Below are 21,552 nucleotides of genomic sequence, written 5' to 3'. Positions count from 1 at the left end.
GACTTCCGCAGCGAGGATTCGCTTCACCAGCGGCCGGATCACCATGAACAGCACCACCAGGCCGAGCAGCATCATCACGCCGAGCTCGATGACATACATGACGTCATCCTTGGTGAATTGCAGCATGCCGAGCAGGCCGGTTGGCTCGGCGACGGGCGGGACCGCCGGGGCTTCGGCGAACCGGAGGTTGACGACCTCGACCTGATCGCCGCGCTTCTGGTCGAAGCCGATCGCCGAGCGCACCAGCGCGGCGATCCGGTCGAGCTGTTCCTTGCCGCGGTCCTGGTAGACCATCTCGCCTTTTTCGTTTTTCGAATAGCTGCCGTCGACCAGCACCGCGACCGAGATCCGGTTGACCCGGCCGGCCTCGGTGACCTCGGTCTTGGTGGTGCGGGAAATCTCGTAGTTGTTGGTCTCTTCGCTCTTCTTGCTCTGGTCGCGCGCCTGGGCCGCGCCGTCCTTGTTCTGGTTGCCCGGCAGTTCGTTGTTGACGGTGACCTGGCCGTTGCTTTCGGCGGTCGCCGACGATTCTTCCCGGGTCTGGCTTGAGCGCAGCACCCGGCCTTCGGGATCGAATTTGTCCGAGGTCTGGGTGATCTTGTTGTAGTCGAAATCGGCGGAGAGCTGGACGCGGGCGCGGCCTTGGCCAACCACCGAGGAGACGATCGCTTCGACCTGGTTGCGCATCTGTTTCTCGAACGCGGCGCGGCGCTCGTCGCCGACCGCGCTCTCGGCACCGCTCGCGGCGCCGTCCGCCAGCAACTGGCCGGCCTCGTCGACGATCGACACCCGCTGCGGCTTCAGCCCGTTGACCGCGGAGGCGACGACGTGGCGGATGGCGCGGATCTGCTGGGGTTCCAGGGTGCCGCGCACCCGCACCACGATCGAGGCCGAAGGTTCGGGCGTTTCGCGTGAAAACAACGGCCGTTCGGGCAGCACCAGATGGACGCGCGCCGCCTGGATACGGTCGATCGCGCGGATGGTGCGGGCGAGTTCGCCTTCCAGCGCGCGCAGGTGGTTGATGTTCTGGACGAAACTCGTGGTGCCCAGCGCGTCGGATTTGTCGAAAATCTCGTAGCCGACGCCACCACCCTTGGGCAGGCCGCCTTCGGCAAGCTTCATGCGCAGCCGCGTAACCTTGTCCTTGGGCACCATGATCACGGCGCCTTCGTTACGCAGCTCGAAGGGTATCGCCTGGCGCTCGAGGTCCTTGATGATGCCGGAGGAGTCCTCGGCGCTGAGGTCGGTAAACAGGGTGGTCATCTGCGGGGTGGTGACGCGCATGATGACAAAGGCGAAGAAGCTGATCAGCGCGGCCGTCACCGCGATCATCGCCATCAGCCGCGAAGCGCCGAGACCTCTCAGGAAAGCAACGAGACCTTGCACCAACTGCCCCCAGGGATTCGGCCGCGAGGACCGAGTGGGCAATTATTGCCTAGGGGATGGTTTCCATCTGGTTAACGAAGGTTAAGGACGTGTCGAAAGACATGAAAAAATCGGCTTCGTGGAACGAAGCCGGTTTTTCAAGATGCCGTCGGTTCGGGAGGGGCTTACTGGCGATATTGCTGGATGCGGGTGGTGCGCAGCCCGGCCAGGCCATGCTGATCGATGGAAAACTGCCAGGACAGAAATTCGTCGACCGTCAGGGTATAACGGCTGCAGGCCTCCTCAAGTGAGAGCAGGCCGCCCCGCACCGCAGCAACGACCTCGGCCTTGCGGCGGATGACCCACCGTTTGGTTCCGGGTGCGGGCAAATCCGCGATGGTTAACGGACTGCCGTCCGGCCCGATGACGTATTTTACCCTTGGGCGATGGGGTTCTGTCATGGCGTACTCACAAACTCTCAACCACTGAACTCACCGCAGCAACCTACGCCGCACGGCTTAAAAATTGCCTAAGCCCAAGCCTCCAACGTGAATCTCCCTGAAAATGTCTGCGCGCGCCCGTCCGGCGCCGGGTTCTGGAGCCAGCCGGATTGATATTTACGGGCTGCGATGGGGCGCGATGGTCCGGAGCGGCCTAGTTAACGATGCGCTGGATCTGGTTGACCGTGTAGGTTTGGCCGTTGATCGAAAGCAGGGGCGGCGTCTGGGTGAGATCGACTGAATCGACTGCGCCCTGGATCTGGGTGGCCACCGCCACCGGACTGCCCGAACTGTCGGCCGCGGTCGCGGTCAGCTTGTACTGGCCATCCGGCAACTGCGTGCCGTCGCTGCCTCGGCCATCCCAGGTGAATGGCTGGTTGCTGCCGGCGCTGACGGCGTAGTTGCCGGTGAACACGGTCTGTCCGGTGCTGCTGGTGATCGAGATGTTGACTGTGGAGTTGGTCGGGACGTTCAGGTTCCATGTTGCCGATGAGTTGGTCAGGGCGGCGGTATCGCCCTTGACGACCGCCGTCTTGCCGACGAAGCCCAGCGCCTGCGTCGATTGCGCGGTCTGTTGCAGCGAGACCAGCGTGGTCAGTTGATCGTTGCTCTTCAGCTGCTGCTCCACCGATGCGAACTGCACCAGCTGCTGGGTGAACTGGTTGGTGTCCAGCGGATCGAGCGGATTCTGGTTCTGCAGCTGCGTCGTCAGCAATGTCAGAAACGTCTGGAAGTTTCCTGCCAGCGTTGCGCCGGTAGTCCCGGCCAGGGCAGAACCTGACGAAGATGTGGTCGGCAGGGGTGTTGTCCCCGAAACCACCGGACTGGATACGCCTGATGCTGCTGTCATGTTCGTCTCCTCAAACCCTGATGTCCACGCCGCCGCTCGCACCGAGCATGCGGCCGTAAGAGCGGCCCGCCACGGCCGCGGGGATCGTGTCTTCTTCGACGACGAGGCGATGGGCACTCGGATTGTTTTGACCGCCGTCGTCTTGACCCGACGAAGACTGGTCGCGCAGGCTGAACTGCAATCCGCTATTGCCGGTCGTAAGGCCGGCATCATCCAGCGCGCGCTGCAACTGGGGAGCGTCCTGACGCAGCATCGACAGCGTTTCCGGCCGGTCGACCGTCAAATGCGAGGTCACCTGGCCATTGCGATCGACGTCGATGCGGACATCGATGCGGCCAAGCTCCGCCGGATCGAGGCGGATTTCGAAGCGGCTCTTGCCGCTCCTGGCCGAGGCCGCGATCTCCATCGCAAGCCCGCTCAAGGGTATCGCCGCCTGGGTAGCGGCCGTGACGGTCAGCTGCGCCGTGGCAGCCGGCGCGGCGGAGGCGGATTGCAACTGCGGCTGGAATGCGCCCGCCACCTGCGGGCTGTTGTCTGGCGCTTGTCCGGCGTCGGCAGCGGCCGAAGGCCCAGTGGTGGCGTTGACGGCCGGTGCCGGCGTGGTGTTGCCTGATGCTTCGGCCTTGGCGGCATCGAGTGCACCGTTCTCGGCTTTCGGTCTACCTGCGATGGCCGCTCGCTGGGTGAGGTCGGGGACAATGCCAGTCGCGGGGGCCGGCGTGGAAGCATTGGTCGCGCCGGCCGAACCGTCCGGCGCGTCCGATGCGGTCGTGGCGCCTTGTTTCACGACGAGGGGAGCCTTGGACTCCGGGGCGGCCTTGGACGTGACAGATGCACCCGCGGCGACGGAAACGGAAGCTGTCGCGCCGGCGGCAACGGAAGTTGCCAGGGCAGTATTGGTCGTCGCCGTCGTGTCGACGGGGGTGCCTTGGGCGCTGACGGCCTCGGCGACCTGGGCCTGCGCATCGATTTTGGTGCTGCCCGCTTTGGCAGCGGTCGCAGTTGCGGCCGCGGTGGCAACCGTAGTCGCGGATGCGCTGGCATCGGTACCGGTTGCCGCCGTGGTCGTAGCCGAAGCTGAAGCTGTACCGACAATCGACGAGGTGGCGGCAATCGCCGCCGCGGCGATGGCAAGCGGCGCCGTGGCTTTGTCGGACGCTGGCGTTGCCGCGGCGGGAATGTCGAGCGGTGCGGCGATGACGGGAATTGCGACGGCGACGGCGGCAGCAATTGTTGCTGCTGAAACGTCCTGCTCGGGCGTGGCTTGATCGCCAGACGCAACCCCATCGCCGGAAGGCGGCTTGGCCGCCGACGTCGTATCGTCGGATTTCGGATCAGCCGATTTCGAATCGGCCGATTTCGCCTTGGAGCGACGGGGCGCATCGGCACTGGCGTCGCTTTTTGCGTCGACGGCAGGGTTGGCACCCGGTTTTGTGTCGGCGTTGGTGTCGGCACTGGCGTCGTCGCGCGCCCTGGCGTCAGCGGCGCGGTCGTCTGAATTGTTCCGCGCCGTTCGATCGGCCGCGATCGTGTTGTCGCGCGACCGGCTGTCCGCGGCGGGGGCCTGATCGTCGGCACGGCGCGAGGCGGGCGATTGCGCAGCGGAGGTATCTCGAGGGCGGTTATCGACGTTGGCGTTGGCGGTATTGCCGTCGACCAGGGCCGCGAAACTGTCATTCCCCGGCGACGGATCGGCGACGGACCGGGCGGATCTCTGCGCCGCTTGAAAAGATGTGTTTGCCAATGCTTCTGACGTGACGCTGACCACGGCCGACCCTCGTGATGAAACCTTGGCCTGTCATCAGCAAGGACCGGGCCAGCCGACGTCTCAGAAAACATCCAATTTTATCAATATCTTACCCGCAGCTCCGGCGATTGCCGCACTGGTTCCGCAGCTGCCTTTTCTGCCCGGCGGCAAGATTTGCCGCCTGCTGCCGCGTCAAGAACCGTTGGCTGATTGCTTCGCGCCAATACGGCCTATATTAGCTATACTGGAGGACGGTTTTCCCGACGCTCCGAACCGGCCCTTTCGGCTTTCCGGAACAGCTATAGAGCCTTATATCTAAAAGGCTTTTTCCATCCCCGTCGCGAGGCGTCCGCACCACGTTCGCGATTTAGATCGATGACCCGCAGCATGCTCAACAGTCTGGATCTCGAAGGTCGCCCGCAGGATACGAGGATCGTGGTCGCGATGTCCGGCGGCGTCGATTCCTCGGTGACGGCTGCCTTGCTGAAGTCGGAGGGCTACGACGTGGTCGGGATCACGCTGCAGCTCTACGATCACGGCGCCACCACCCACCGCAAGGGCGCCTGCTGTGCCGGGCGGGACATCCATGACGCCCGCAATGTCGCTGCGCGCATCGGCATCCCGCATTATGTGCTCGATTATGAGAGCCGCTTTCGGGAGTCCGTGATCGACAATTTTGCCGATAGTTACGCCTCCGGCGAGACGCCGGTGCCCTGCATCGAGTGCAACCGCTCGATCAAGTTCCGCGACCTGTTGTCGACCGCGCGCGAGCTCGGCGCCGCGGCGCTCGCGACCGGGCACTATGTGGCGTCGCGCCGCCTCGGCGATGGACCGCGGGTGCTGGTTTGCGCTGCCGACGCCGATCGCGACCAGAGCTATTTCCTGTTCGCGACCACGCGCGAGCAGCTCGACTTCCTGCGCTTTCCGCTCGGCGACATGACCAAGCCGCAGGCGCGCGAGCTGGCGCGGCGGTTCGACCTTGAGGTTGCCGACAAGCAGGACAGCCAGGACATCTGCTTCGTGCCGAGCGGCCGCTATACCGATGTCATCGGCCGGCTGAGGCCGAATGCGGTCGCGCCTGGCGACATCGTCGATCTCGATGGCAACGTCATCGGCCATCACCAGGGCATCGTTCATTTCACGGTTGGCCAGCGCAGGGGATTGGGCATCGCCGCGACCGCGCCGCTTTACGTCATCAGGCTCGATGCAGCGCGCCGGCGCGTCGTGGTCGGGCCGCGCGAGGCGTTGCGGATGGATCGCATCGTGCTGCGTGATGTCAACTGGATCGGTGATGGCGCGCTGGATCGCGTGATCGGCGACGGTCTTGAAATGTTCGTGCGGGTGCGCTCGACCCGCGCGCCGCAGCCGGCCTGGCTGCGCGCGGCGGAGGGGGGTTACGAAGTCGAACTCGTCGCCGGCGAGGAGGGCGTGTCGCCGGGACAGGCCTGCGTGTTCTACGACGCGCCTTCGGGACAGGCGCGCGTGCTCGGCGGCGGATTCATCAGGAGCGCGAGGGCGAAGATTCCGGCGGCGAGGGAAGGGGCGCGGCAAACGATCGCGCCGTCGCCGCTCGCCGAGACGGCGCGCGGCTAAAAAATCCGGGGCAGGGAATGGCTGAAGATATCGACCGCGAAGGGGTCGAAAAGGCGTATGGGCGCTGGGCGCCGGTCTATGATGTCGTGTTCGGCAAGGTGTTCGACCACGGCCGCCAATCGACCATTGCGGAAGCCGACAAGATCGGCGGACGCATTCTCGATGTCGGCGTCGGCACGGGATTGTCGCTGTCGGACTATTCGCGCAGCACGAAACTGTGCGGCGTTGATATTTCCGAGCCGATGCTGCGCCGCGCGCAGCAGCGCGTACGCGCGCAGCGGTTGACCAATGTCGAAACGCTGGCGGTGATGGACGCCAAGAACCTGGCGTTTTCGGATTGCTTCTTCGATGCTGTGGTAGCGCAATATGTCATCACCGCCGTGCCCGATCCCGAAGCTGCGCTGGACGATTTCATCCGCGTGCTAAAGCCCGGCGGCGAACTCATCCTGGTCAATCACATCGGCGCCGAAAGCGGTCCGCGGCGCGTCTTCGAACTGGCGTTCGCGCCTTTGGCGCGGCGGCTTGGCTGGCGGCCGGAATTTCCGTGGGCGCGGTTGACCGGGTGGGCCGAAAAACACGGCGGCGTCAGCCTGACCGAACGGCGCCCGATGCCGCCGATGGGACATTTTTCGCTGATCCGCTTCCGCAAATCCTGAACTTTCGCGGGGAACCCCCGCGCTTGAGCACTGTTGTCTGCCGATGCGGGCGAAGCCGTCACTATTTCTGCCGTGTGTGCTGATGGTCGTGTCCGGCGTGGCGGTCGCGCAAACTGCGCCGGCGCCACCACCGACCGAGACCGCGCCGCCTCTGCCCGCGCGTCCCGGCAACTGCACGCCGATGCGACCGGCGCCGCGCTCCGGAACCGCAGTGCCGGAAGGTATGACCACCGGCCAGAACGCCGAGCCGCTCGCCGACAAACTCGCGAAATCCGACGGCGTGCTGTGCCCGCCTCCGGGTGTCGACCCCGAAATGCGGAAGCCGGCGCCGGATGCCGGCACCACCCCGGTCATTCCGCCGCCCGGCAGCCCCGGCGGCAGTCCCTCGATCCGGCCCGAATAATCGCGTTTTGCAGGCACTTGGCGGCATCGCCGGGGTTGCTTGACAGCTCCTTGACCCGCTCCTTATATGCCGCGCGTTCGCGCCCGCGGCATCCATGCCGCGACGGCGGATGCCGTGGCGGGGTAGCTCAGCTGGTTAGAGCACGGGAATCATAATCCTGGGGTCGGGGGTTCGAGTCCCTCCCCCGCTACCACGCGACCCTTTGTCCAGCCGGACAGATAGGTAACAGATCGTACCCAAGACATGGGTGACAACCTCGTGCCGAACGGGTTGTCGAGGGGTTGCAGGGTTTTCTGTTCCAGGTCGAAGTATCCGAGATCATAATCCATAAAGCTGACGAGCCAAATCCGATCGTCGGCTTGCTTGATTCCGACGGTCTGACCGGCGAACAGGCGAACACCTGGCTGAGATTGGTCTTCTGCCGATTGAAGCAGATGTGGCCGCAGATGGTGACGGTGGCAGATCCTGTCATGGAAGGGGATATTCGATGTCCGGCAGGCCTCGATAGGGCCCGTGGCGAGGGCACGTATGACTGATGAGGTCCACAGGCCGCTTCCAGCGGCCTGTTCGTGAGGAGTCGCTACGCCGAAGCCCGAACAAAGGCAGTAGCGATTAAAGCCGGCGATCTACCCGGTGGCGCCATCCAGGGACTTCGGAAGTTTCAGAACGGCCGACAACGTGGTCGTCGGCCCTCATCTTCAACCAGAGTGACCCGCGATCTATCGCTCTTAATGCTGGCTGAGGGCAGGTTCACCGTCCATTTCGTGTGGGGGCCGTGAAATTGCGCTATGCCGATTCCACTGTTTTGGCTGCGGCGGTTTCGGGGCGGATCGCAGGGTATTCCTGACCCGCTCGCGCAATTCGTACAATTCGCATAACTGAGCACTAAGACTGGCTGCCGTATCGGAAAGGTGCTGCTGAAGAGGATTCATTGAAACCTCCAACTAACTAGAGTGAACGCGACAAACTACAGGCGCAAATTACCTCCGGACATATGTCACCGTCATGAACCGAAGGTTCAAATTAAGCCCTGCGAAAATGTGCGGCATATAGGAACGAAGTCACACTACCCCAACCCGACCGAGCGCTTTGCCGAATTCGATCAGATCAGCACTATAGGCTCGGGGCCTATCGACATCAACATTCACGAACCCATTCACGAACCGGACCCATGCACGAACCCAGGGTTCACGAACTCCGGGATGCCACACGATGGATTTCCGGCACTGGCTCATGTGGCAGTTGCAACCTTGCTTCAGTCGGTGCCTCCGAATGACGACAGGTTAAAGTGCCGCACTGAAAGCCTTGGCATCTACGCCAGTTGCACCCACCGGAAGCGATGGATTGCGTTTAAATCCATCGGTCCCATTCCCGGATTACCAGGCGTCTTGCTTATTCCTGTTTCATTCGACGCGCGCCGACCGGAACCAGGGACTTCCGGTCTGCGGGAATGGCGCCGTTTGAGCAAATGGCGCGCGGTCTCACGCGCATTGCGGCCGCGGCCTCAGCTTCTCTAACCCGCTCGCGTAGGTCCTGCAGCTCGCGATATTCTGTGGCAAGCGAACTGGGCAAGTCGGTCGGTGCGCTTGGATTCGTCCGATAATTCGTGCCGCGGTAAGATGAGTATCTAATCATGAAATCGAAGCCTGCTTTCAAACAAGACCGTCGGCCGGAAATGTTCGACCGCCGGCTTTGCGACGGTGGGTCCTGGGGAAATGTCCGGTGCGATCAAAATATCCGGTCTTTGCAACGTCGCAACGAACGTCGCTCGTTAAGCTTGACGTCCGCACCGCCGGTTAATTCCGGCACCCCCGCGCGAAAAATTCCTGCTGCACCCACGCGCGTTGGCGGCGACGCTGACCGCGAAGATTATTATCCAGCCCAGAAATTAAGCCCCCGCCATTACCCCTCCACGCGACCGCAGAATGGGCGGCATCGCTGCTGCCGTGAATTGCATGGTGGGCAAGTTGGATTGCAATCTGAAACAAGTTGTGGAAAGTGATGTCGTGCAACTGTTGATAATTTGATTTCGTTTGCTTCAGGGGCGGGGAACTCGCAAAGAGGGGGCGGCATGACGATCTTACAAGCAATTTGTTTTGGAGCGATGCTCGCATGGACGCCATCGCTTATGGTGCTGGCTTGGTTGCTTCGCGAGGTTCCACTGGATGAGCTAGATGAGCTTCAGCGCAACTCGTCCTAAAGCGTAAATCCCCCGTTATTGCCAACACGACAGCAACGATCAGAACTCACGGGATGAGGTGCGACTCCCGCTCGTGCGCCGGGTTCGCCATATCGGTACTGCCGCTTTTTGTGGTCGAGCGACGGCTTTCAGCGAGCCGGTAGATAAATGCCCTTCCCGGGATTACGAAGGACCGGCTCTCGCCGGGTTCGCGAGCGACGCGCTGGCAACGGCGCGCGTGCGGGTGAACGGGGCCGTCTTCAGTAGCCTTAACAATAGAGGTTAAAAAGTAGTTTAAATTGACGCCGCTGATAAATCGATGGTTTTTATCCGGTCGCAGGTTGAATAATTGATTGACGATAAGATCCATGTCCAGAAGGCGTTTGGGTAAGGCAATGAGTTACAAGGAAGGGCACAACCTGAAGGATCTGCCCTTTCATGAAAGGGTCCGCAGTCTGGACCGGCAGCTTTCGGAACTTGAGCGTCTTCGGGATGAGGTTCGAAAGGCGGAGAAAAAATCCGACTTGGGGGCGGGTCGCCGGCGCACGCGCCGGCCAGACGACGATAAATAACGGCAAGCCGTGACCGCAGCAGTGATTCGGGCCTTCAAAGTTCTCGGGTCGAGAAAAAGCTTGCCGGCCGTGAATGGCGCGGATACCGAGGCGATAGGTCGTCGCGAACCTCGATTCGGCGAACGCCGATCGCCCCTCGGACAGCCGCAGGATTTTCTTCACAAGGCTTGCAGCGGTCGGATGGTACGTCCAGGTGCGCTGTCATCGATCGGCGGGCTGCCGGCGAGGCGCGGTTTTAATTTACCGGCAAGACCGTATTTTCGCGGTATCGCGAACTTCATGTGGGTAAAGAGAAAAACCGTTTTGCGATCAGATTGAAATGATGGAATATTTTAGCCGGCTCCCGCCTAGATCGTTAGGATAAAATTCTTCGCTGAGGGTCTCATGTGCCGGCGCGATTGCGCGGAATGCGACCGCTACCGTGGGGTTCACGCGCCACGCTATTCGGTCCCGGTCGCTTGCTGTCTCCAAGTCGTTTGCGGTGGAAGAAGCCTAAATGCAAGAGAGCACTATTTGGATGAAGAAGAACGATTTGGAAGCCATGTCTGTTGACGAACTATGGTCGCTACACGTGGAGATCAGCCGTATTCTGCTGGCCAGGATCACGGTGGAAAAGCGCGAACTCGAAAAGCGCCTGGCCGTTCTAAATCATGGCAGGGACACGATCGAAGGTGGCACTGACGTTCAAGCCGACGGCGCCGATGGGAAAGTCCGCCGAAAATATCCGAGGGTTTTTCCGAAGTACCGCAACCCGCAGATGCCCTCCGAGACATGGTCGGGCCGTGGGAAGCAGCCGCGATGGTTGGTCGCCGCAATAAAATCCGGTCGCAAGATTGAAGATTTCGAAATTGCCGAAGCGAGCGGTTCGAAGGGGCGGCGCCAGTGGGCAGGACCGGATATTGATACGTTTCTTTTTTCAAGCTCTGACCTTCAAACGAGCGACAGGCCATAGCATGTGGGCCGATCCGGCCAGGAGATCGGTCCGTCTCGACCGGTCTAAAACCCTGCCGAAACGCCAAGCCACGCCGATAACATGATCAACTCGATGCCGGCGGCATCGGTCTCGCAAATCAGGCTGGATGAAGTCTTGCTCGCGCCAACCCTCATGGGTCTGGTGCGGTGTACCCGTGCGCAGTTGCGCTGACCGCGCGCGGTTACCGGTCCCTCTTGACGTTGCTGATTTCGAACTCCTCAAGTTTGTGTCCAGTCTTGAGGGCTGCGACGAGCCATCTGGGTTGCTTTCCTCTGCCGGACCATGTTTCTGCTGGAGACAGCGGGTTACGATATTTGGGCATAACCTTTGGATATTTGCGACGCGGCACGCCGTTGGTCTTGGGTATCGGGGTGGCGTGTCTCACCTCCCCGAACTTTTTTGCCCGGTTCAGCTTCGCCAAGCGTTTTTCCAACTCGCGTTTTTCCGCGGCTATCCTCCCCGACAATATTTTCGTAAGCTCCTCATGAATTAGCCAGAGCTCATCAAATTCCATTTTTTCCAGATCTGGTTTGCGCATCGCGCTCTCGTGAGTTTTTTTCCCACTGGAGTGCACCCGGGTCGGCACCCACCGACGTATTATACAAACTCGCGCATTATATAGAATAATTTAAATGTTGTGCGTTGCCAATTATATTCGCATATCGGATATTATCCGGGTGCCGGCTGAATTTGATCAGAATCCGGTGGTTTCGATGGCAAATAATCTCTCATTTGAATTACCCATGTCCAATTGGATTGCACCGCACCAGCCACGCGTTCCAGGACAGCCAACTGCCGGGAGAACGACTGTGAATGGCATACTTGATCCCAAGTGATGCCTGGATTCGAGGTGCTACAAATATCGTTTGGACAGCGAGAGCGGCCTGTCCAGGCGGATGTTGATCGCCGGTGCTGGCCCGGTGCTGCGATATTGGACCCGGCGCTGGCGAATTTTGATCCAGACATGGCGCTCCATGCCACGAAAGCCGCCATGAGATTGTCTTGTCTGATAATTGAACTCTGGCGGTTTTGTCGGGCCGACCGAATTCGGAGGGCGACAAGCACAACTAATGGTTACACAATGGGTGAAGATCGGAACTGACCGCTTGCCTAACATCTACGCAGATAATATGTAATTGACCGCCGATAATTGAAGATGCGCGGAAGGCGCGGTATGTCGATAAGGAAGCTGGATCCGGAGGCCATGTCTGTCGATGACCTCTGGTCGCTGCATGAAGAGATCAGCAGAATTTTGTCCGCAAGGATCACGTCGGAAAAGCGTGAGCTTGAGAAGCGTTTGGCCGTTCTCAACCATGGCAGGGACACCATCGAACGTGCGAATGATCCGCAGTTGGTTGGCGCCAGCGGCAAGACGCGACGCAGATACCCGAGGGTCCTTCCAAAGTATTGTAATCCTCAGGTACCGTCCGAGACATGGTCGGGCCGCGGGAAGCGGCCACGCTGGCTGGTCGCCGCAATGAAATCCGGTCGCAAGATCGAGGATTTTAAGATCGGCGATGCGGGTGGTTCGAGAGCCGACGCCAGAGGGCGCAGCTAGGTTCCATCGCCATCCAGGGTTTCACGTCTGGCGACCGATTTCATTCACCGCGGCACGGATATCTCGATTTGGCGCGCGCGCGCCGGCGGCTGCGGCGCACGACGGCGACATCCGCCATCTTTCGCGGCGCGCGCTAATAGGCGTTACGGCCGCGTAATACCTCGATGGGAGTCTGGAGTAGAATTGCGAAGTCAAGCCTGAGACTCCAATTGTCGATATACCAGAGATCGTATTCGACGCGCCGTTCGATCGACGCGGCCGTAGGCGTTGCTCCCCTGTATCCATGCACCTGCGCCCACCCAGTCAATCCGGGCTTTACACGGCGCCGGAACGCGTAATTCCGAACGACTTTGTCAAACTGATTGTCGTGGGCCATCGCATGAGGGCGGGGGCCCACCAGCGACATGCTGCCGTCGAGCACGTTGAACAATTGGGGCAACTCATCGACGCTCGTCCTGCGCAGCCATCCCCCAAGACGCGTCACTCTCTTGTCGGCGAACTGAGCTTGAACGATCGAGGAGCCGTCCTCCAGCACCGACATCGTGCGGAACTTGAGAATCCGGAAGCGCCTGCCGTTGAAGCCACAGCGTTGCTGCCTGAACAGGATCGGTCCCGGCGAATCGAGTTTGATGGCAACTGCCACAGTTGCAAGCAGCGGCATCAGGGCGATCACGGCTATCCCGGCGAACAGCACGTCAATGCATCGCTTTGCAGCATGCTCAATCGTGGTCAGCGGACCCCGCTGCAGCTCCACGCAGATGGCGTTACCGAGCTCACGGGAAGGCCGCTTGAAAATCTCCGAAGCCGCCCCAACGGGGACGAAGCTGACCGGGAATGGCACAACTCTCAATTTCGCGACAAAAGCGCGGAGGTCAGACCAACGGCTCGGATCGGCACCAACGATAATTTCTTCGACGTTGGAGCCGCGAATGTGCTCGATCACTCTCGCAGCGACGCTTTCGCGACGACCCAAATCCGCGCCCGAAGGTGGCAAGATGAAGTGCCCCTGCACGCAGAAGCCGAGGCCCATCAGAGTCTGGGTCAAGCTCGGATCGTCCGATGGCGATTGGTCGGTAATCAGGACGATGTTGCGGCCCGAAAACCTCCTGCCGGCAAGACCTTTGGTGAGCAGGTCTTTCGTGACGCTTCGATGCACAATCAGCGCGACAAGGCCGAACGCGGCAAAGAGCAGGCTAGTGCCGCGGGAAAGTTCACTTCCGATTTTCAGCGCGAACACTGTGCCGGCGAGCAGCAGGAACACGCTTGTCCAGGCCAGACAAACTCCGCGTATCTGGTTGCGCAGGATCAGCAGTTCGGTCGGGCTGTACATTCCGCGGATTTTCATCACCGAAATAAACAGTGCCGAAACGAGGATTGCCGAGCCGACCGACTTGCCGACATCGCCGGGTGTCCCCGTCGTATAAAGGTGATACAAAAATCCGGCAATCACGCTGGCCAGAGTGATCGTTGCGATGTCGGCAACGACCGCGAGTGGCTCGATGGAATCATAGTGGATCGGCCATTTCCGTTCCCCCTTGGGCAGTTCAGCCGAACCCTGGGCAGAAACGCTGTCCGAGCTCTCGACGCCTATATGCCGCTCTACAAAATTCATCGGTGGGCTTGGAACGGGTCGGAGGGATTAAGCCGAATTAATATTTAATTCATTATACCACCATGTTAATTTGGCAAGGGATTTATTTATTGAATTAATGCCCGTGCGGCTGTTAATTTAATCCACCTGGAGTTTGGGTGTCATTAACTACTTTACCCCTAGGATAAGCGGCTCTATTCTCAGGGGAAGATTTGATATCCGTGGTCGCATTTCATCTTCTTGCCGGCATGGTCGCGGGATCGATCTTTGCCGTCCGAACGCTGTTAACGCTGGTCGCGCTCGTCCTGATCGAATGCGTCGGGGTGACGATCTGGCGCGGTATGTCCGCAGGCCTTCTTTGGTCAATCGGGAGCCTTGTTGCGGTTCAAGCCGGCTATCTTGGAGGTATCTACCTTCGAAGCGTCCTCGAACATGTGGGTATTGCCGTCCCTGACGCTCACCCTCGCCGCCATCCCTAGCCCTTCGATTGCGACGGCGCCGGGACCGTCGAGGACGGCGCGCTTGGGGGACGCATGCTCAAGGATTCCCAGCGCGCAAGACGCCAGGATAACTCGGATCGACCTCGGTAATTACACAGCGCGATCAGGCGGAGAGGGTATTCAAGGAAAGATAACGGCTGCGATATTTTCGATGGGTGTGAGCGGCGTCCCTCCCGGTAGCCGCTCAGGTAGACAGCGTGTCGATAGCGGCACCTTCGATCACGGCGCAGGTCAGGCGTCCGGTTGCGAAGGCTCCGGTATCAATATTGATCCGGTTTGATCGGACATCGGGCGTGAGAACAGGCGTATGCCCGTGAACGACAAAGTTTTCGAACGGCTGCTCGCATGAGAGAAACTCCTCACGAATCCAAAGCAGATCTTCTTCCTTCTGATTTCGAATAGGAACGCCCGGTCGTATGCCGGCGTGGACAAACAGAAAATCCTGGCAGCCGAACGACAGATCGAGCGATCCCAGAAACTCGAGGTGCTCGCTGGGGATGGACCTCGCCAGTTCTTCAGCGAGCCGTATTTGTTCGACGGCGTCCGGATTGATCGATGGCTTGAGCCCGTAAGACACCAGAGTTTCGAGGCCGCCGCACAGTCGCCATTCATCCAGGACTGCCGGGTTGCTCAGAAAGCGAGGAACGAAAGTCTCATGATTGCCTTTGAGGAAGACCGCCTCCCGTTTGCGTCCCAGTAGAAGATCCAGCACCTCTCGTGAAGCCGGTCCCCGATCGATATAGTCTCCAAGAAAGACCGTGATCGGGTTGGCGGTTGGATGAAGTCCGCAATGCACGTCGATTTTGGAAAGCATCGTTTCCAGAAGATCGGCGCGCCCGTGAATATCTCCGATGGCATAGATACGGACACCGTCCGGCAGCCTCGCCGACCGCCGGTGATGCTGTGACGAGCGTGGGTTCCACACGAATTTCAGCCTCGGTCAGTCGACAGAAGATGCATGTTCCTTGCCGAAATATGTGCCGCAAAAATTGCCTGACACGGTCGTCGGCTCTCCGCGATTGGAACAAAGGCTATTCTAGTCTTTTCGCCAGCGATCGCCGGCGGGGCAGCCTCGCGGATCGGCTGATCCTGCGACAGCATGTCATGAGCATCGCGCCAGACGTCGATTAACTATCAGATGCCAGGATCCAATGTCCAGCAAGGGATAATCCGCGATTTGTATTGGCTCGGTATCGAAGCTACCAGCGGACGACGGAAAAAGATCTTTAACGCGCTTGTTTGTGCATCAGCGCTGTTCCGCCGAGCCAATACTTATTGCTGCTTCGACTTCGTCGACGATTGATAAATCTGCGTCTGGCATCGCTCATCCTGAGCGTTTTGGAGCGCTGTTGTGAGCTCGTTAATACTTTATATGGGGGATACCGGGAGCTATCGCCCAAGGTTGGTCACGGCGGGAATCGGGAAGGCGGCATGTCGTGGCGGTGCTTGACGCCTCCACTTCTCCAACGAAGGAGCGATATGCCGTGCCCAAGGATAATGTCCTCAGGCTGATTCAGCCAGTAGCTATTCGGGGGCGTGCGGGCGGCTTTGCTACCGGCGAGCCGCACCATCACCTTGGACGTGACCGCTCACTGCCGGCCGGCGCCGGTTCTTGCCAGTCTCATCGCGCAACGAAAGACCATTGAAATGACCGATCCGTCAGAGAATGCCGCCCCGCGATCGACCAGCGAGATCGGCAGCTTCCACGCCCACGTCTATTACGATCCGGCGACCACGCGGCTCGAGGCCGAGCGGCTGCGCGGATGGATAGGAGAGCGTTTTTCGGTGACCCTCGGGCGCTGGCACGACGTCAGGGTGGGGCCGCACGATCAGGCCATGTTCCAGGTGGCTTTTGCGAGGCAGATATTTTCCGAGCTGGTGCCCTGGCTGATGCTGAATCATGGCAGGTTGAGCATTCTGGTCCATCCGAACACGACCAACCCGCGCCGGGATCACCTCACCGATCCGCTCTGGATCGGATCGCCGCTGGCTTTGCATGGCGAGAAGCTGCCGGAGGAGGCTGCGACGGAGCAGGCCGTTCCGCCCAATACCAATCCGGTTTTCCGTCCCTGATGGCCTTGCGAAACTGGCGGGTGCGTTGCGAAAAGGGCGCATTGAACGCAAAAAGGACACGGTCGGGGCTCGTTTGTCTCGATTCTGCCTTACTTTGTTCCCTTGATACGCCCGCTTATTCGGTGAATCCCGCATGGAACCGGCACCGGTTCCGAAGCGCCGAACCGGGGACAGATGGAATACTGGACGACGAGCGCAGCCGGGCCTGGATCGAGCCGCGGCATTGCATGGTTCGGCAACGCGGCCATCGCCGTCGCCGTCGCCGCATTGGTGTCGGGCGTCACGGTCTGGTTGGTCGATTTCGATGCGGCTGCCAGCGTGCAAAATCCCGTAGTTGCAAACGCCGCCAGAGCCCCGTCGTTCGATGACCGGTTCGGGTCGCGCGCGGCGTTCAGTTCGCCACCGATCAACTATCCGTTCCGTCCCGCTGTTCGCTCGAGCCGTTCAGAACTCGAAAGGGAGTTCGATCGGATCGAGAGCATGTTCGTCGGCGCGTCGCGTGAGTGGCGGGCAGTCCCGCCCGATCCGGCAGCGCCATCCGTCTTTGCCGCCATTCCGCTTCCGAAGCCGCGCCCGCTCGAGGCCGATCGACCGCCGCGGAGTGATCCGCCCCCGGCCCAATCCGATGACCGCACGCTGCTGCACAAGCTTGCCGACCTGGTGCCGCCGCGTCCGGTGCTGGCGTCGCTGGAGCCGAATGGCGGGGTTACTGGCGGCGGACTCGATCTCGCCGCGCTCGGCTTCGACAGTTTTACCGCCGTCTACGATATTTCCGCCCGCACCGTTTTCATGCCGGATGGTTCGCAGCTCGAGGCGCATTCGGGAATGGGCAGTCTGATGGACGACCCGGCCCACGTGAATATGCGCATGGTCGGCGCGACCCCGCCCAGCATCTACGATCTGAAACCGCGGCAGCGGCTATTCCACGGGGTTCAGGCCCTGCGCATGATTCCGGCGGAGGGCGGCAACACGCTCGGCCGCTCCGGATTTTTGGTGCATAGTTACTTGCTCGGCCCGAACGGCGATTCCAACGGCTGTGTCTCGATCAAGAACTACGACAAGTTCCTGAAAGCCTTCCAGAACGGCGAGCTGAAGCGCCTTGTGGTCGTGACCAGTGTGAACGACATGGCGTCGGCATTGCCGCGCTCCCAGTCGCAATCGTAAGCCGCACTCCGATAGCGGCTGCGGCCGCGTTCGGGCTGCGGATTCAGCGTGACAACGCCGTCACTCGGCGCCCGAGGCCTTGATCAGCCGCTCATGCAGCAGCGCCGACCGCAAATTGAGGGCGGCCCTCAGTTCCAACCCCGTTTTCAAAATCCGGGCTTGACTAGATGTTCTCATTTTGTTCTAATGGGCCATGGACAACAGAATTAATGAAATCCGGCGCAAGATCAGCGTCTTGCGTGCTGGGATGCAGAATCTTGAAAACGCGGTCCGGGACCAGACCAACCGCGGTCTGGATTGCACGGAGAATGCCCTGCGCCAGCTCGCCCTGCGCCGCGAACTCGTGATCCTGATCGGCGAATGGAAATCCGCCGGCGGCGGCGATCGGTTGCCGAGCCTGCAGGAGCGGCTGCGGGAAAACCATCGTCCGCTCGGCAAAACAAAGACGCCATCGCGCGCCCGCCTTCATCTCAGGTAAGGCCCGCCCGGAACATTTGCGTCAGAACCTCTCTGCGGACGATCGCCGCCACCGCGCGCATCGCGGTGAGCCTGCAATTGACCGTCCATGAGGTCCCCGTTACCTGTTTGACCCATGCGCAGCCGTAATGCTGCGCGGGGGAAACAATGAACAACAAAGACGAATACGACTATGTCATCGTCGGGGCCGGCTCCGCCGGCTGCGTGCTCGCCAATCGGCTGAGCGCCGACGGAAAGCATTCGGTGCTGCTGTTGGAGGCGGGGCCGAAGGATACCAACCTCTGGATCCATGTGCCGCTCGGCTACGGCAAGCTGTTCAAGGAAAAGACCGTCAACTGGATGTACCAGACCGAGCCCGAGCCGGGGCTGAACGGTCGCCAGGTGTTTCAGCCCCGCGGCAAGGTGCTCGGCGGCTCGAGCTCGATCAACGGCCTGCTCTACGTGCGCGGCCAGCATGAGGATTATGATCGCTGGCGCCAGCGCGGCAATGCCGGCTGGGGTTTTGACGAGGTGCTGCCTTATTTCAAGAAGGCCGAGAACCAGCAGCGCGGCGCCGATCAATATCATGGCGTCGGCGGCCCGCTGCCGGTGTCCGACTGGCGGCATGCCGATCCGTTGTCGGAAGCCTTTGTGGTTGCCGCGGCCGAGACGGGCATTCCGACCAATCCCGACTTCAATGGCGCAACCCAGGAAGGCGCCGGTTTCTTCCAGACCACGACGCGGCGTGGACGGCGTGCCAGCACCGCGTTCTCCTACCTTCGTCCGGCCAGGAACCGAAGCAATCTGCGCATCGAAACCTCGGCGCTGGCGCAGCGCATCGTGTTCGAAGGCCGCCGCGCCAGGGCGGTCGAATATCGGCAGCAAGGCCGTGTGCGCACCGCGCGGGCACGGCGGGAAATCCTGGTCTCCGGCGGGGCGTACAACTCGCCACAACTGCTGCAGCTCTCCGGCGTCGGCCCCGCCGATCTCCTGAAGAGCCACGGCATCGAGGTCGTGCTCGACGCCCCCGGCGTCGGCAACGACCTGCAGGATCATCTGCAGGTCCGCCTGGTGACCCGATGCGCCCAGCGCGTGACGCTGAACGACATCATCAATCATCCGATCCGCCGGGTTTGGGCCGGCGCGTACTACGCAGCGTTTCGCAAGGGGCCGCTGACCATTGCCGCCGGTACCTCGGGCGCGTTCTTCAAGACCAATCCGCGGCTTTCGACGCCGGATATCCAGATCCACTTCATTCCGTTCTCCACCGACAGGATGGGCGAGAACCTGCACCCTTTTTCCGGTTTCACCGCTTCGGTCTGCCAGTTGCGCCCCGAGAGCCGCGGCTCGCTGCGCATCAAGAGCGCCGATCCTTCGATGCCGCCGGAAATCCGCATCAACTATCTTGCGACTGAGACCGATCGCAACGCCTTCATCGAGGGCATCAGAATCCTGCGCAAGATTCTCGCCGCTCCCGCGCTCAAGCCCTATGCGGTCGAGGAGATCGATCCCGGCGCCAGGGTCGTGAGCGACGAGGACCTGCTGAGCTTCTGCCGCCGTACCGGCTCTACGGTCTATCATCCGACCTCGACCTGCCGGATGGGCAACGATCCGTTGGCAGTCGTCGATCAGCGGCTTCGGGTCCGCGGCATCGACGGCCTGCGCGTGGTCGATGCTTCCGTGATGCCGGACCTGATGTCGGGCAATACCAACGCGCCCACCATCATGATCGCGGAGAAAGCGTCGGACATGATTTTGGAGGACGCGCGCTAGCTGCGATACGCCCGCACCCGCTTCAGCATCTGCTCGACATGCGCGATCGGGGTTTCCGGCTGGATGCCGTGGCCAAGGTTGAAGATCAGCCGGCCGCTGGCGTAATTCGCCAGCACGTCGTCGACGGCGCGGTCCAGTGCCGTGCCGCCGGCGATCAGCACCAGCGGATCGAGATTGCCCTGCACGGCGACGCGGTTCTGCACGCGCTCGCGGATCATGGCAGGCTCGGCGGCCCAGTCGATGCTGACCGCGTCGACGCCGGTCGCCTCGACATAGGCCGGCAGTTGCGCGCCCGCGCCGCGCGGAAAGCCGATGATTTTGGCGTCCGGCACCTCCTTGCGCACGCCTTCGACGATGCGGCGCGCCGGTTCGATCGACCAGCGCTGAAATTCGCGCGGCGGCAGCACGCCCGCCCAGGTGTCGAAGATCTGCAGCGCGTCGGCGCCGGCCCTGAGCTGGCCGAGCAGATACCGGATCGAATTCTCCACCAGCACGTCGATGATTTTGGCGAACGCCTCGGCGTGGCGATAGGCCATCATCCGCGCCGGGGCCTGATCCGGCGTGCCCTGTCCCGCCACCATGTAGGTCGCAACCGTCCACGGCGCGCCGCAGAAGCCGATCAATGCGATTTTGGGATCGAGCTCGCGGCGCACGCGGCGCAGCGCCTCATACACCGGCTCGAGCTTTGCGAAATCCGCGCGCGCCGCCAGCGTTTGCACCTTGTCCGGCGTATCCAGCGGATCGAGCCGCGGGCCTTCGCCGGCCTCGAAGCGAACCGAGCGTCCGAGCGCGTAGGGGATGACGAGAATGTCGGAGAAGATGATCGCGGCATCGAAGTTGAAGCGCCGGATCGGCTGCAGCGTAACTTCGGCGGCATATTCCGGCGTAAAGCACAGATCGAGAAAGCCGCCGGCCCTGGTCCGCAACTCGCGGTACTCCGGCAGATAGCGGCCGGCCTGCCGCATCATCCAGACCGGCGGAACTTGCTGCCTGCGGCCTTCAAGCACTTCGAGTAAAGGTTTAACGGCGGAATTCTGGGTCAATCGACTGTTCCTGCGGGCGGCGGGTAGGTTGGGGCTTCTGATACACGCCGGTCCGGACTTGGCCAAGGCAGCTTTCGATGGGGCATTGCTTTTGTGGAAGCCGCCTACCGTGGGCCCGCGACCGACCTCGGGAACTTGCCGCTTTCAGCCCTGAATGTTATCCAGAATTCATGCAGCCATCGTCCTTTCCAGACATCACGCCGGACCAGTTCCTGGCCTGTCGTCGTCGGGTTGCGGCGGCAATGAGGCTTGATTCACGGCCCGCCCGGACGAGCTGTTTCAACGAAAGGCATACCCGCTTTCAATAATGCGGCGGCCGCTCGTTGATCGGGCCGGGCGCGTGGCTTTCGGCTTCCTGCAGCCGGTCTCTCAACTCGGAGACTTGCCGGGTCAGCGCATCGATCTTTAGCCATTGCGCCGTGATCGTCCGGTTCAGCGTCTCGATGGTTTCGTCCTGGAACGTCAGCCGCACTTCCAGCGCGTCGATGCGTTCGCCGAGCGTCTTCGGGTCATTCATTGCAGGCACCGTCTCTGCCGCGCTCGCGCAAGCCATGGC

21 protein-coding genes, 1 tRNA gene and 1 pseudogene are annotated in these 21,552 nt (G+C 61.3%); 10 read left to right on the top strand and 13 right to left on the bottom strand.

Annotated elements, in window-relative coordinates; all coding sequences use genetic code 11:
• The 4 genes from fliF to WCE35_RS22600 all read right to left on the bottom strand — a co-directional run.
• Positions 1–1,386 (bottom strand): flagellar basal-body MS-ring/collar protein FliF (gene fliF, locus WCE35_RS22615; protein ID WP_424595537.1); only part of this gene is annotated, 1,386 nt, incomplete at its 3' end.
• A 164-nt stretch (positions 1,387–1,550) separates the two neighbouring features.
• Entirely contained in the window at positions 1,551–1,826 is a 276-nt protein-coding gene (locus WCE35_RS22610) for a DUF1153 domain-containing protein (RefSeq protein WP_002714638.1), read from the bottom strand.
• Between the two features lie 193 nt (positions 1,827–2,019).
• Positions 2,020–2,715 (bottom strand): flagellar hook assembly protein FlgD, encoded by a 696-nt coding sequence (locus WCE35_RS22605; RefSeq protein ID WP_424595536.1) that lies wholly within the window; start codon positions 2,713–2,715, stop codon positions 2,020–2,022.
• 10 nt (positions 2,716–2,725) lie between these two features.
• The gene (locus WCE35_RS22600; RefSeq protein WP_424595535.1) at positions 2,726–4,459 is read right to left on the bottom strand and encodes a flagellar hook-length control protein FliK; all 1,734 of its coding nucleotides are present in this window, start codon (positions 4,457–4,459) and stop codon (positions 2,726–2,728) included.
• A 10-nt stretch (positions 4,460–4,469) separates the two neighbouring features.
• On the opposite strand from WCE35_RS22600, the gene WCE35_RS22595 reads away from it, so the two are divergent.
• The 5 genes from WCE35_RS22595 (at position 4,470) to WCE35_RS22575 (ending at position 7,307) form a co-directional block, all read left to right on the top strand.
• Positions 4,470–4,781, top strand: a complete 312-nt coding sequence (locus WCE35_RS22595; RefSeq protein WP_424595534.1) for a hypothetical protein — start codon at positions 4,470–4,472, stop codon at positions 4,779–4,781.
• Between the two features lie 68 nt (positions 4,782–4,849).
• Positions 4,850–6,055, top strand: coding sequence for a tRNA 2-thiouridine(34) synthase MnmA (gene mnmA, locus WCE35_RS22590; RefSeq protein WP_424595540.1), 1,206 nt, complete (start codon positions 4,850–4,852; stop codon positions 6,053–6,055).
• A gap of 17 nt (positions 6,056–6,072) precedes the next feature.
• Positions 6,073–6,711 carry a class I SAM-dependent methyltransferase gene (locus tag WCE35_RS22585; RefSeq protein ID WP_424595533.1) on the top strand — a complete coding sequence of 213 codons (639 nt, stop codon included), beginning with the start codon at positions 6,073–6,075 and terminating at the stop codon, positions 6,709–6,711.
• Positions 6,712–6,754: 43 nt separating this feature from the next.
• Complete coding sequence (locus WCE35_RS22580) at positions 6,755–7,114, top strand: hypothetical protein (protein WP_424595532.1); 360 nt, start codon at positions 6,755–6,757, stop codon at positions 7,112–7,114.
• Between the two features lie 116 nt (positions 7,115–7,230).
• A tRNA-Met gene (locus WCE35_RS22575) sits at positions 7,231–7,307 on the top strand.
• A 46-nt stretch (positions 7,308–7,353) separates the two neighbouring features.
• Here the strand turns inward: WCE35_RS22575 and WCE35_RS22570 are convergent.
• Together WCE35_RS22570 and WCE35_RS22565 are read right to left on the bottom strand one after the other, a co-directional pair.
• A pseudogene (locus WCE35_RS22570) lies at positions 7,354–7,685 on the bottom strand (hypothetical protein); the annotation flags it as partial.
• 1,675 nt (positions 7,686–9,360) lie between these two features.
• On the bottom strand, positions 9,361–9,663 hold the full coding sequence (locus WCE35_RS22565) for a hypothetical protein (protein WP_424595531.1): 303 nt from the start codon (positions 9,661–9,663) through the stop codon (positions 9,361–9,363).
• 713 nt (positions 9,664–10,376) lie between these two features.
• Here WCE35_RS22565 and WCE35_RS22560 point away from each other — a divergent pair.
• Positions 10,377–10,817, top strand: coding sequence for an H-NS family nucleoid-associated regulatory protein (locus tag WCE35_RS22560; RefSeq protein WP_424595539.1), 441 nt, complete (start codon positions 10,377–10,379; stop codon positions 10,815–10,817).
• Positions 10,818–11,019: 202 nt separating this feature from the next.
• Here WCE35_RS22560 and WCE35_RS22555 read toward each other — a convergent pair whose 3' ends face one another.
• Complete coding sequence (locus WCE35_RS22555) at positions 11,020–11,376, bottom strand: H-NS family nucleoid-associated regulatory protein (RefSeq protein ID WP_424595530.1); 357 nt, start codon at positions 11,374–11,376, stop codon at positions 11,020–11,022.
• Positions 11,377–12,042: 666 nt separating this feature from the next.
• Here WCE35_RS22555 and WCE35_RS22550 point away from each other — a divergent pair.
• Positions 12,043–12,396 (top strand): H-NS family nucleoid-associated regulatory protein, encoded by a 354-nt coding sequence (locus tag WCE35_RS22550; RefSeq protein ID WP_424595529.1) that lies wholly within the window; start codon positions 12,043–12,045, stop codon positions 12,394–12,396.
• A 133-nt stretch (positions 12,397–12,529) separates the two neighbouring features.
• Here the strand turns inward: WCE35_RS22550 and WCE35_RS22545 are convergent, their stop codons facing one another.
• Together WCE35_RS22545 and WCE35_RS22540 are read right to left on the bottom strand one after the other, a co-directional pair.
• Positions 12,530–14,008: an undecaprenyl-phosphate glucose phosphotransferase gene (locus WCE35_RS22545; RefSeq protein WP_424595528.1), complete on the bottom strand. Its 1,479-nt coding sequence runs from the start codon at positions 14,006–14,008 to the stop codon at positions 12,530–12,532.
• A 663-nt stretch (positions 14,009–14,671) separates the two neighbouring features.
• Entirely contained in the window at positions 14,672–15,412 is a 741-nt protein-coding gene (locus WCE35_RS22540; RefSeq protein WP_424595527.1) for a metallophosphoesterase family protein, read from the bottom strand.
• A 722-nt stretch (positions 15,413–16,134) separates the two neighbouring features.
• Between WCE35_RS22540 and WCE35_RS22535 the strand changes: the two genes are divergently transcribed.
• Positions 16,135–16,560, top strand: a complete 426-nt coding sequence (locus tag WCE35_RS22535; RefSeq protein WP_424595526.1) for a DOPA 4,5-dioxygenase family protein — start codon at positions 16,135–16,137, stop codon at positions 16,558–16,560.
• Positions 16,561–16,649: 89 nt separating this feature from the next.
• On the opposite strand, the gene WCE35_RS22530 is transcribed toward WCE35_RS22535, so the two are convergent.
• Positions 16,650–16,970 (bottom strand): hypothetical protein, encoded by a 321-nt coding sequence (locus WCE35_RS22530; protein ID WP_424595525.1) that lies wholly within the window; start codon positions 16,968–16,970, stop codon positions 16,650–16,652.
• Positions 16,971–17,040: 70 nt separating this feature from the next.
• Between WCE35_RS22530 and WCE35_RS22525 the strand changes: the two genes are divergently transcribed.
• Entirely contained in the window at positions 17,041–17,724 is a 684-nt protein-coding gene (locus tag WCE35_RS22525; protein WP_424595524.1) for a DUF2778 domain-containing protein, read from the top strand.
• 163 nt (positions 17,725–17,887) lie between these two features.
• Here WCE35_RS22525 and WCE35_RS22520 read toward each other — a convergent pair whose 3' ends face one another.
• Entirely contained in the window at positions 17,888–18,193 is a 306-nt protein-coding gene (locus WCE35_RS22520; protein ID WP_424595523.1) for a hypothetical protein, read from the bottom strand.
• 155 nt (positions 18,194–18,348) lie between these two features.
• Between WCE35_RS22520 and WCE35_RS22515 the strand changes: the two genes are divergently transcribed.
• The gene (locus WCE35_RS22515) at positions 18,349–19,953 is read left to right on the top strand and encodes a GMC family oxidoreductase (protein ID WP_424595522.1); all 1,605 of its coding nucleotides are present in this window, start codon (positions 18,349–18,351) and stop codon (positions 19,951–19,953) included.
• Here WCE35_RS22515 and hemE read toward each other — a convergent pair.
• Both hemE and WCE35_RS22505 read right to left on the bottom strand, forming a co-directional pair.
• Positions 19,950–20,996 (bottom strand): uroporphyrinogen decarboxylase, encoded by a 1,047-nt coding sequence (hemE, locus tag WCE35_RS22510; RefSeq protein WP_424595521.1) that lies wholly within the window; start codon positions 20,994–20,996, stop codon positions 19,950–19,952. The genes WCE35_RS22515 and hemE overlap by 4 nt on opposite strands.
• A gap of 301 nt (positions 20,997–21,297) precedes the next feature.
• Positions 21,298–21,513 carry a SlyX family protein gene (locus WCE35_RS22505; protein ID WP_424595538.1) on the bottom strand — a complete coding sequence of 72 codons (216 nt, stop codon included), beginning with the start codon at positions 21,511–21,513 and terminating at the stop codon, positions 21,298–21,300.
• Between the last annotated feature and the right edge of the window lie 39 nt (positions 21,514–21,552).

It is taken from the genome of Bradyrhizobium sp., assembly GCF_049691595.1.
Taxonomy (GTDB): domain Bacteria; phylum Pseudomonadota; class Alphaproteobacteria; order Rhizobiales; family Xanthobacteraceae; genus Bradyrhizobium.
This window is presented reverse-complemented; position numbering and strand designations above follow the sequence as displayed.

What these genes read in the sequence shown, in the direction of transcription:
- WCE35_RS22610 (WP_002714638.1), bottom strand. Translation starts at nt 1,826, where the DNA reads ATGACAGAACCCCATCGCCCAAGGGTAAAATACGTCATCGGGCCGGAC.
- WCE35_RS22605 (WP_424595536.1), bottom strand. Translation starts at nt 2,715, where the DNA reads ATGACAGCAGCATCAGGCGTATCCAGTCCGGTGGTTTCGGGGACAACA.
- mnmA (WP_424595540.1), top strand. Translation starts at nt 4,850, where the DNA reads ATGCTCAACAGTCTGGATCTCGAAGGTCGCCCGCAGGATACGAGGATC.
- WCE35_RS22585 (WP_424595533.1), top strand. Translation starts at nt 6,073, where the DNA reads ATGGCTGAAGATATCGACCGCGAAGGGGTCGAAAAGGCGTATGGGCGC.
- WCE35_RS22580 (WP_424595532.1), top strand. Translation starts at nt 6,755, where the DNA reads ATGCGGGCGAAGCCGTCACTATTTCTGCCGTGTGTGCTGATGGTCGTG.
- WCE35_RS22565 (WP_424595531.1), bottom strand. Translation starts at nt 9,663, where the DNA reads ATGGATCTTATCGTCAATCAATTATTCAACCTGCGACCGGATAAAAAC.
- WCE35_RS22555 (WP_424595530.1), bottom strand. Translation starts at nt 11,376, where the DNA reads ATGCGCAAACCAGATCTGGAAAAAATGGAATTTGATGAGCTCTGGCTA.
- WCE35_RS22550 (WP_424595529.1), top strand. Translation starts at nt 12,043, where the DNA reads ATGTCTGTCGATGACCTCTGGTCGCTGCATGAAGAGATCAGCAGAATT.
- WCE35_RS22545 (WP_424595528.1), bottom strand. Translation starts at nt 14,008, where the DNA reads ATGAATTTTGTAGAGCGGCATATAGGCGTCGAGAGCTCGGACAGCGTT.
- WCE35_RS22535 (WP_424595526.1), top strand. Translation starts at nt 16,135, where the DNA reads ATGACCGATCCGTCAGAGAATGCCGCCCCGCGATCGACCAGCGAGATC.
- WCE35_RS22525 (WP_424595524.1), top strand. Translation starts at nt 17,041, where the DNA reads ATGTTCGTCGGCGCGTCGCGTGAGTGGCGGGCAGTCCCGCCCGATCCG.
- WCE35_RS22520 (WP_424595523.1), bottom strand. Translation starts at nt 18,193, where the DNA reads ATGAAGGCGGGCGCGCGATGGCGTCTTTGTTTTGCCGAGCGGACGATG.
- WCE35_RS22515 (WP_424595522.1), top strand. Translation starts at nt 18,349, where the DNA reads ATGAACAACAAAGACGAATACGACTATGTCATCGTCGGGGCCGGCTCC.
- WCE35_RS22505 (WP_424595538.1), bottom strand. Translation starts at nt 21,513, where the DNA reads ATGAATGACCCGAAGACGCTCGGCGAACGCATCGACGCGCTGGAAGTG.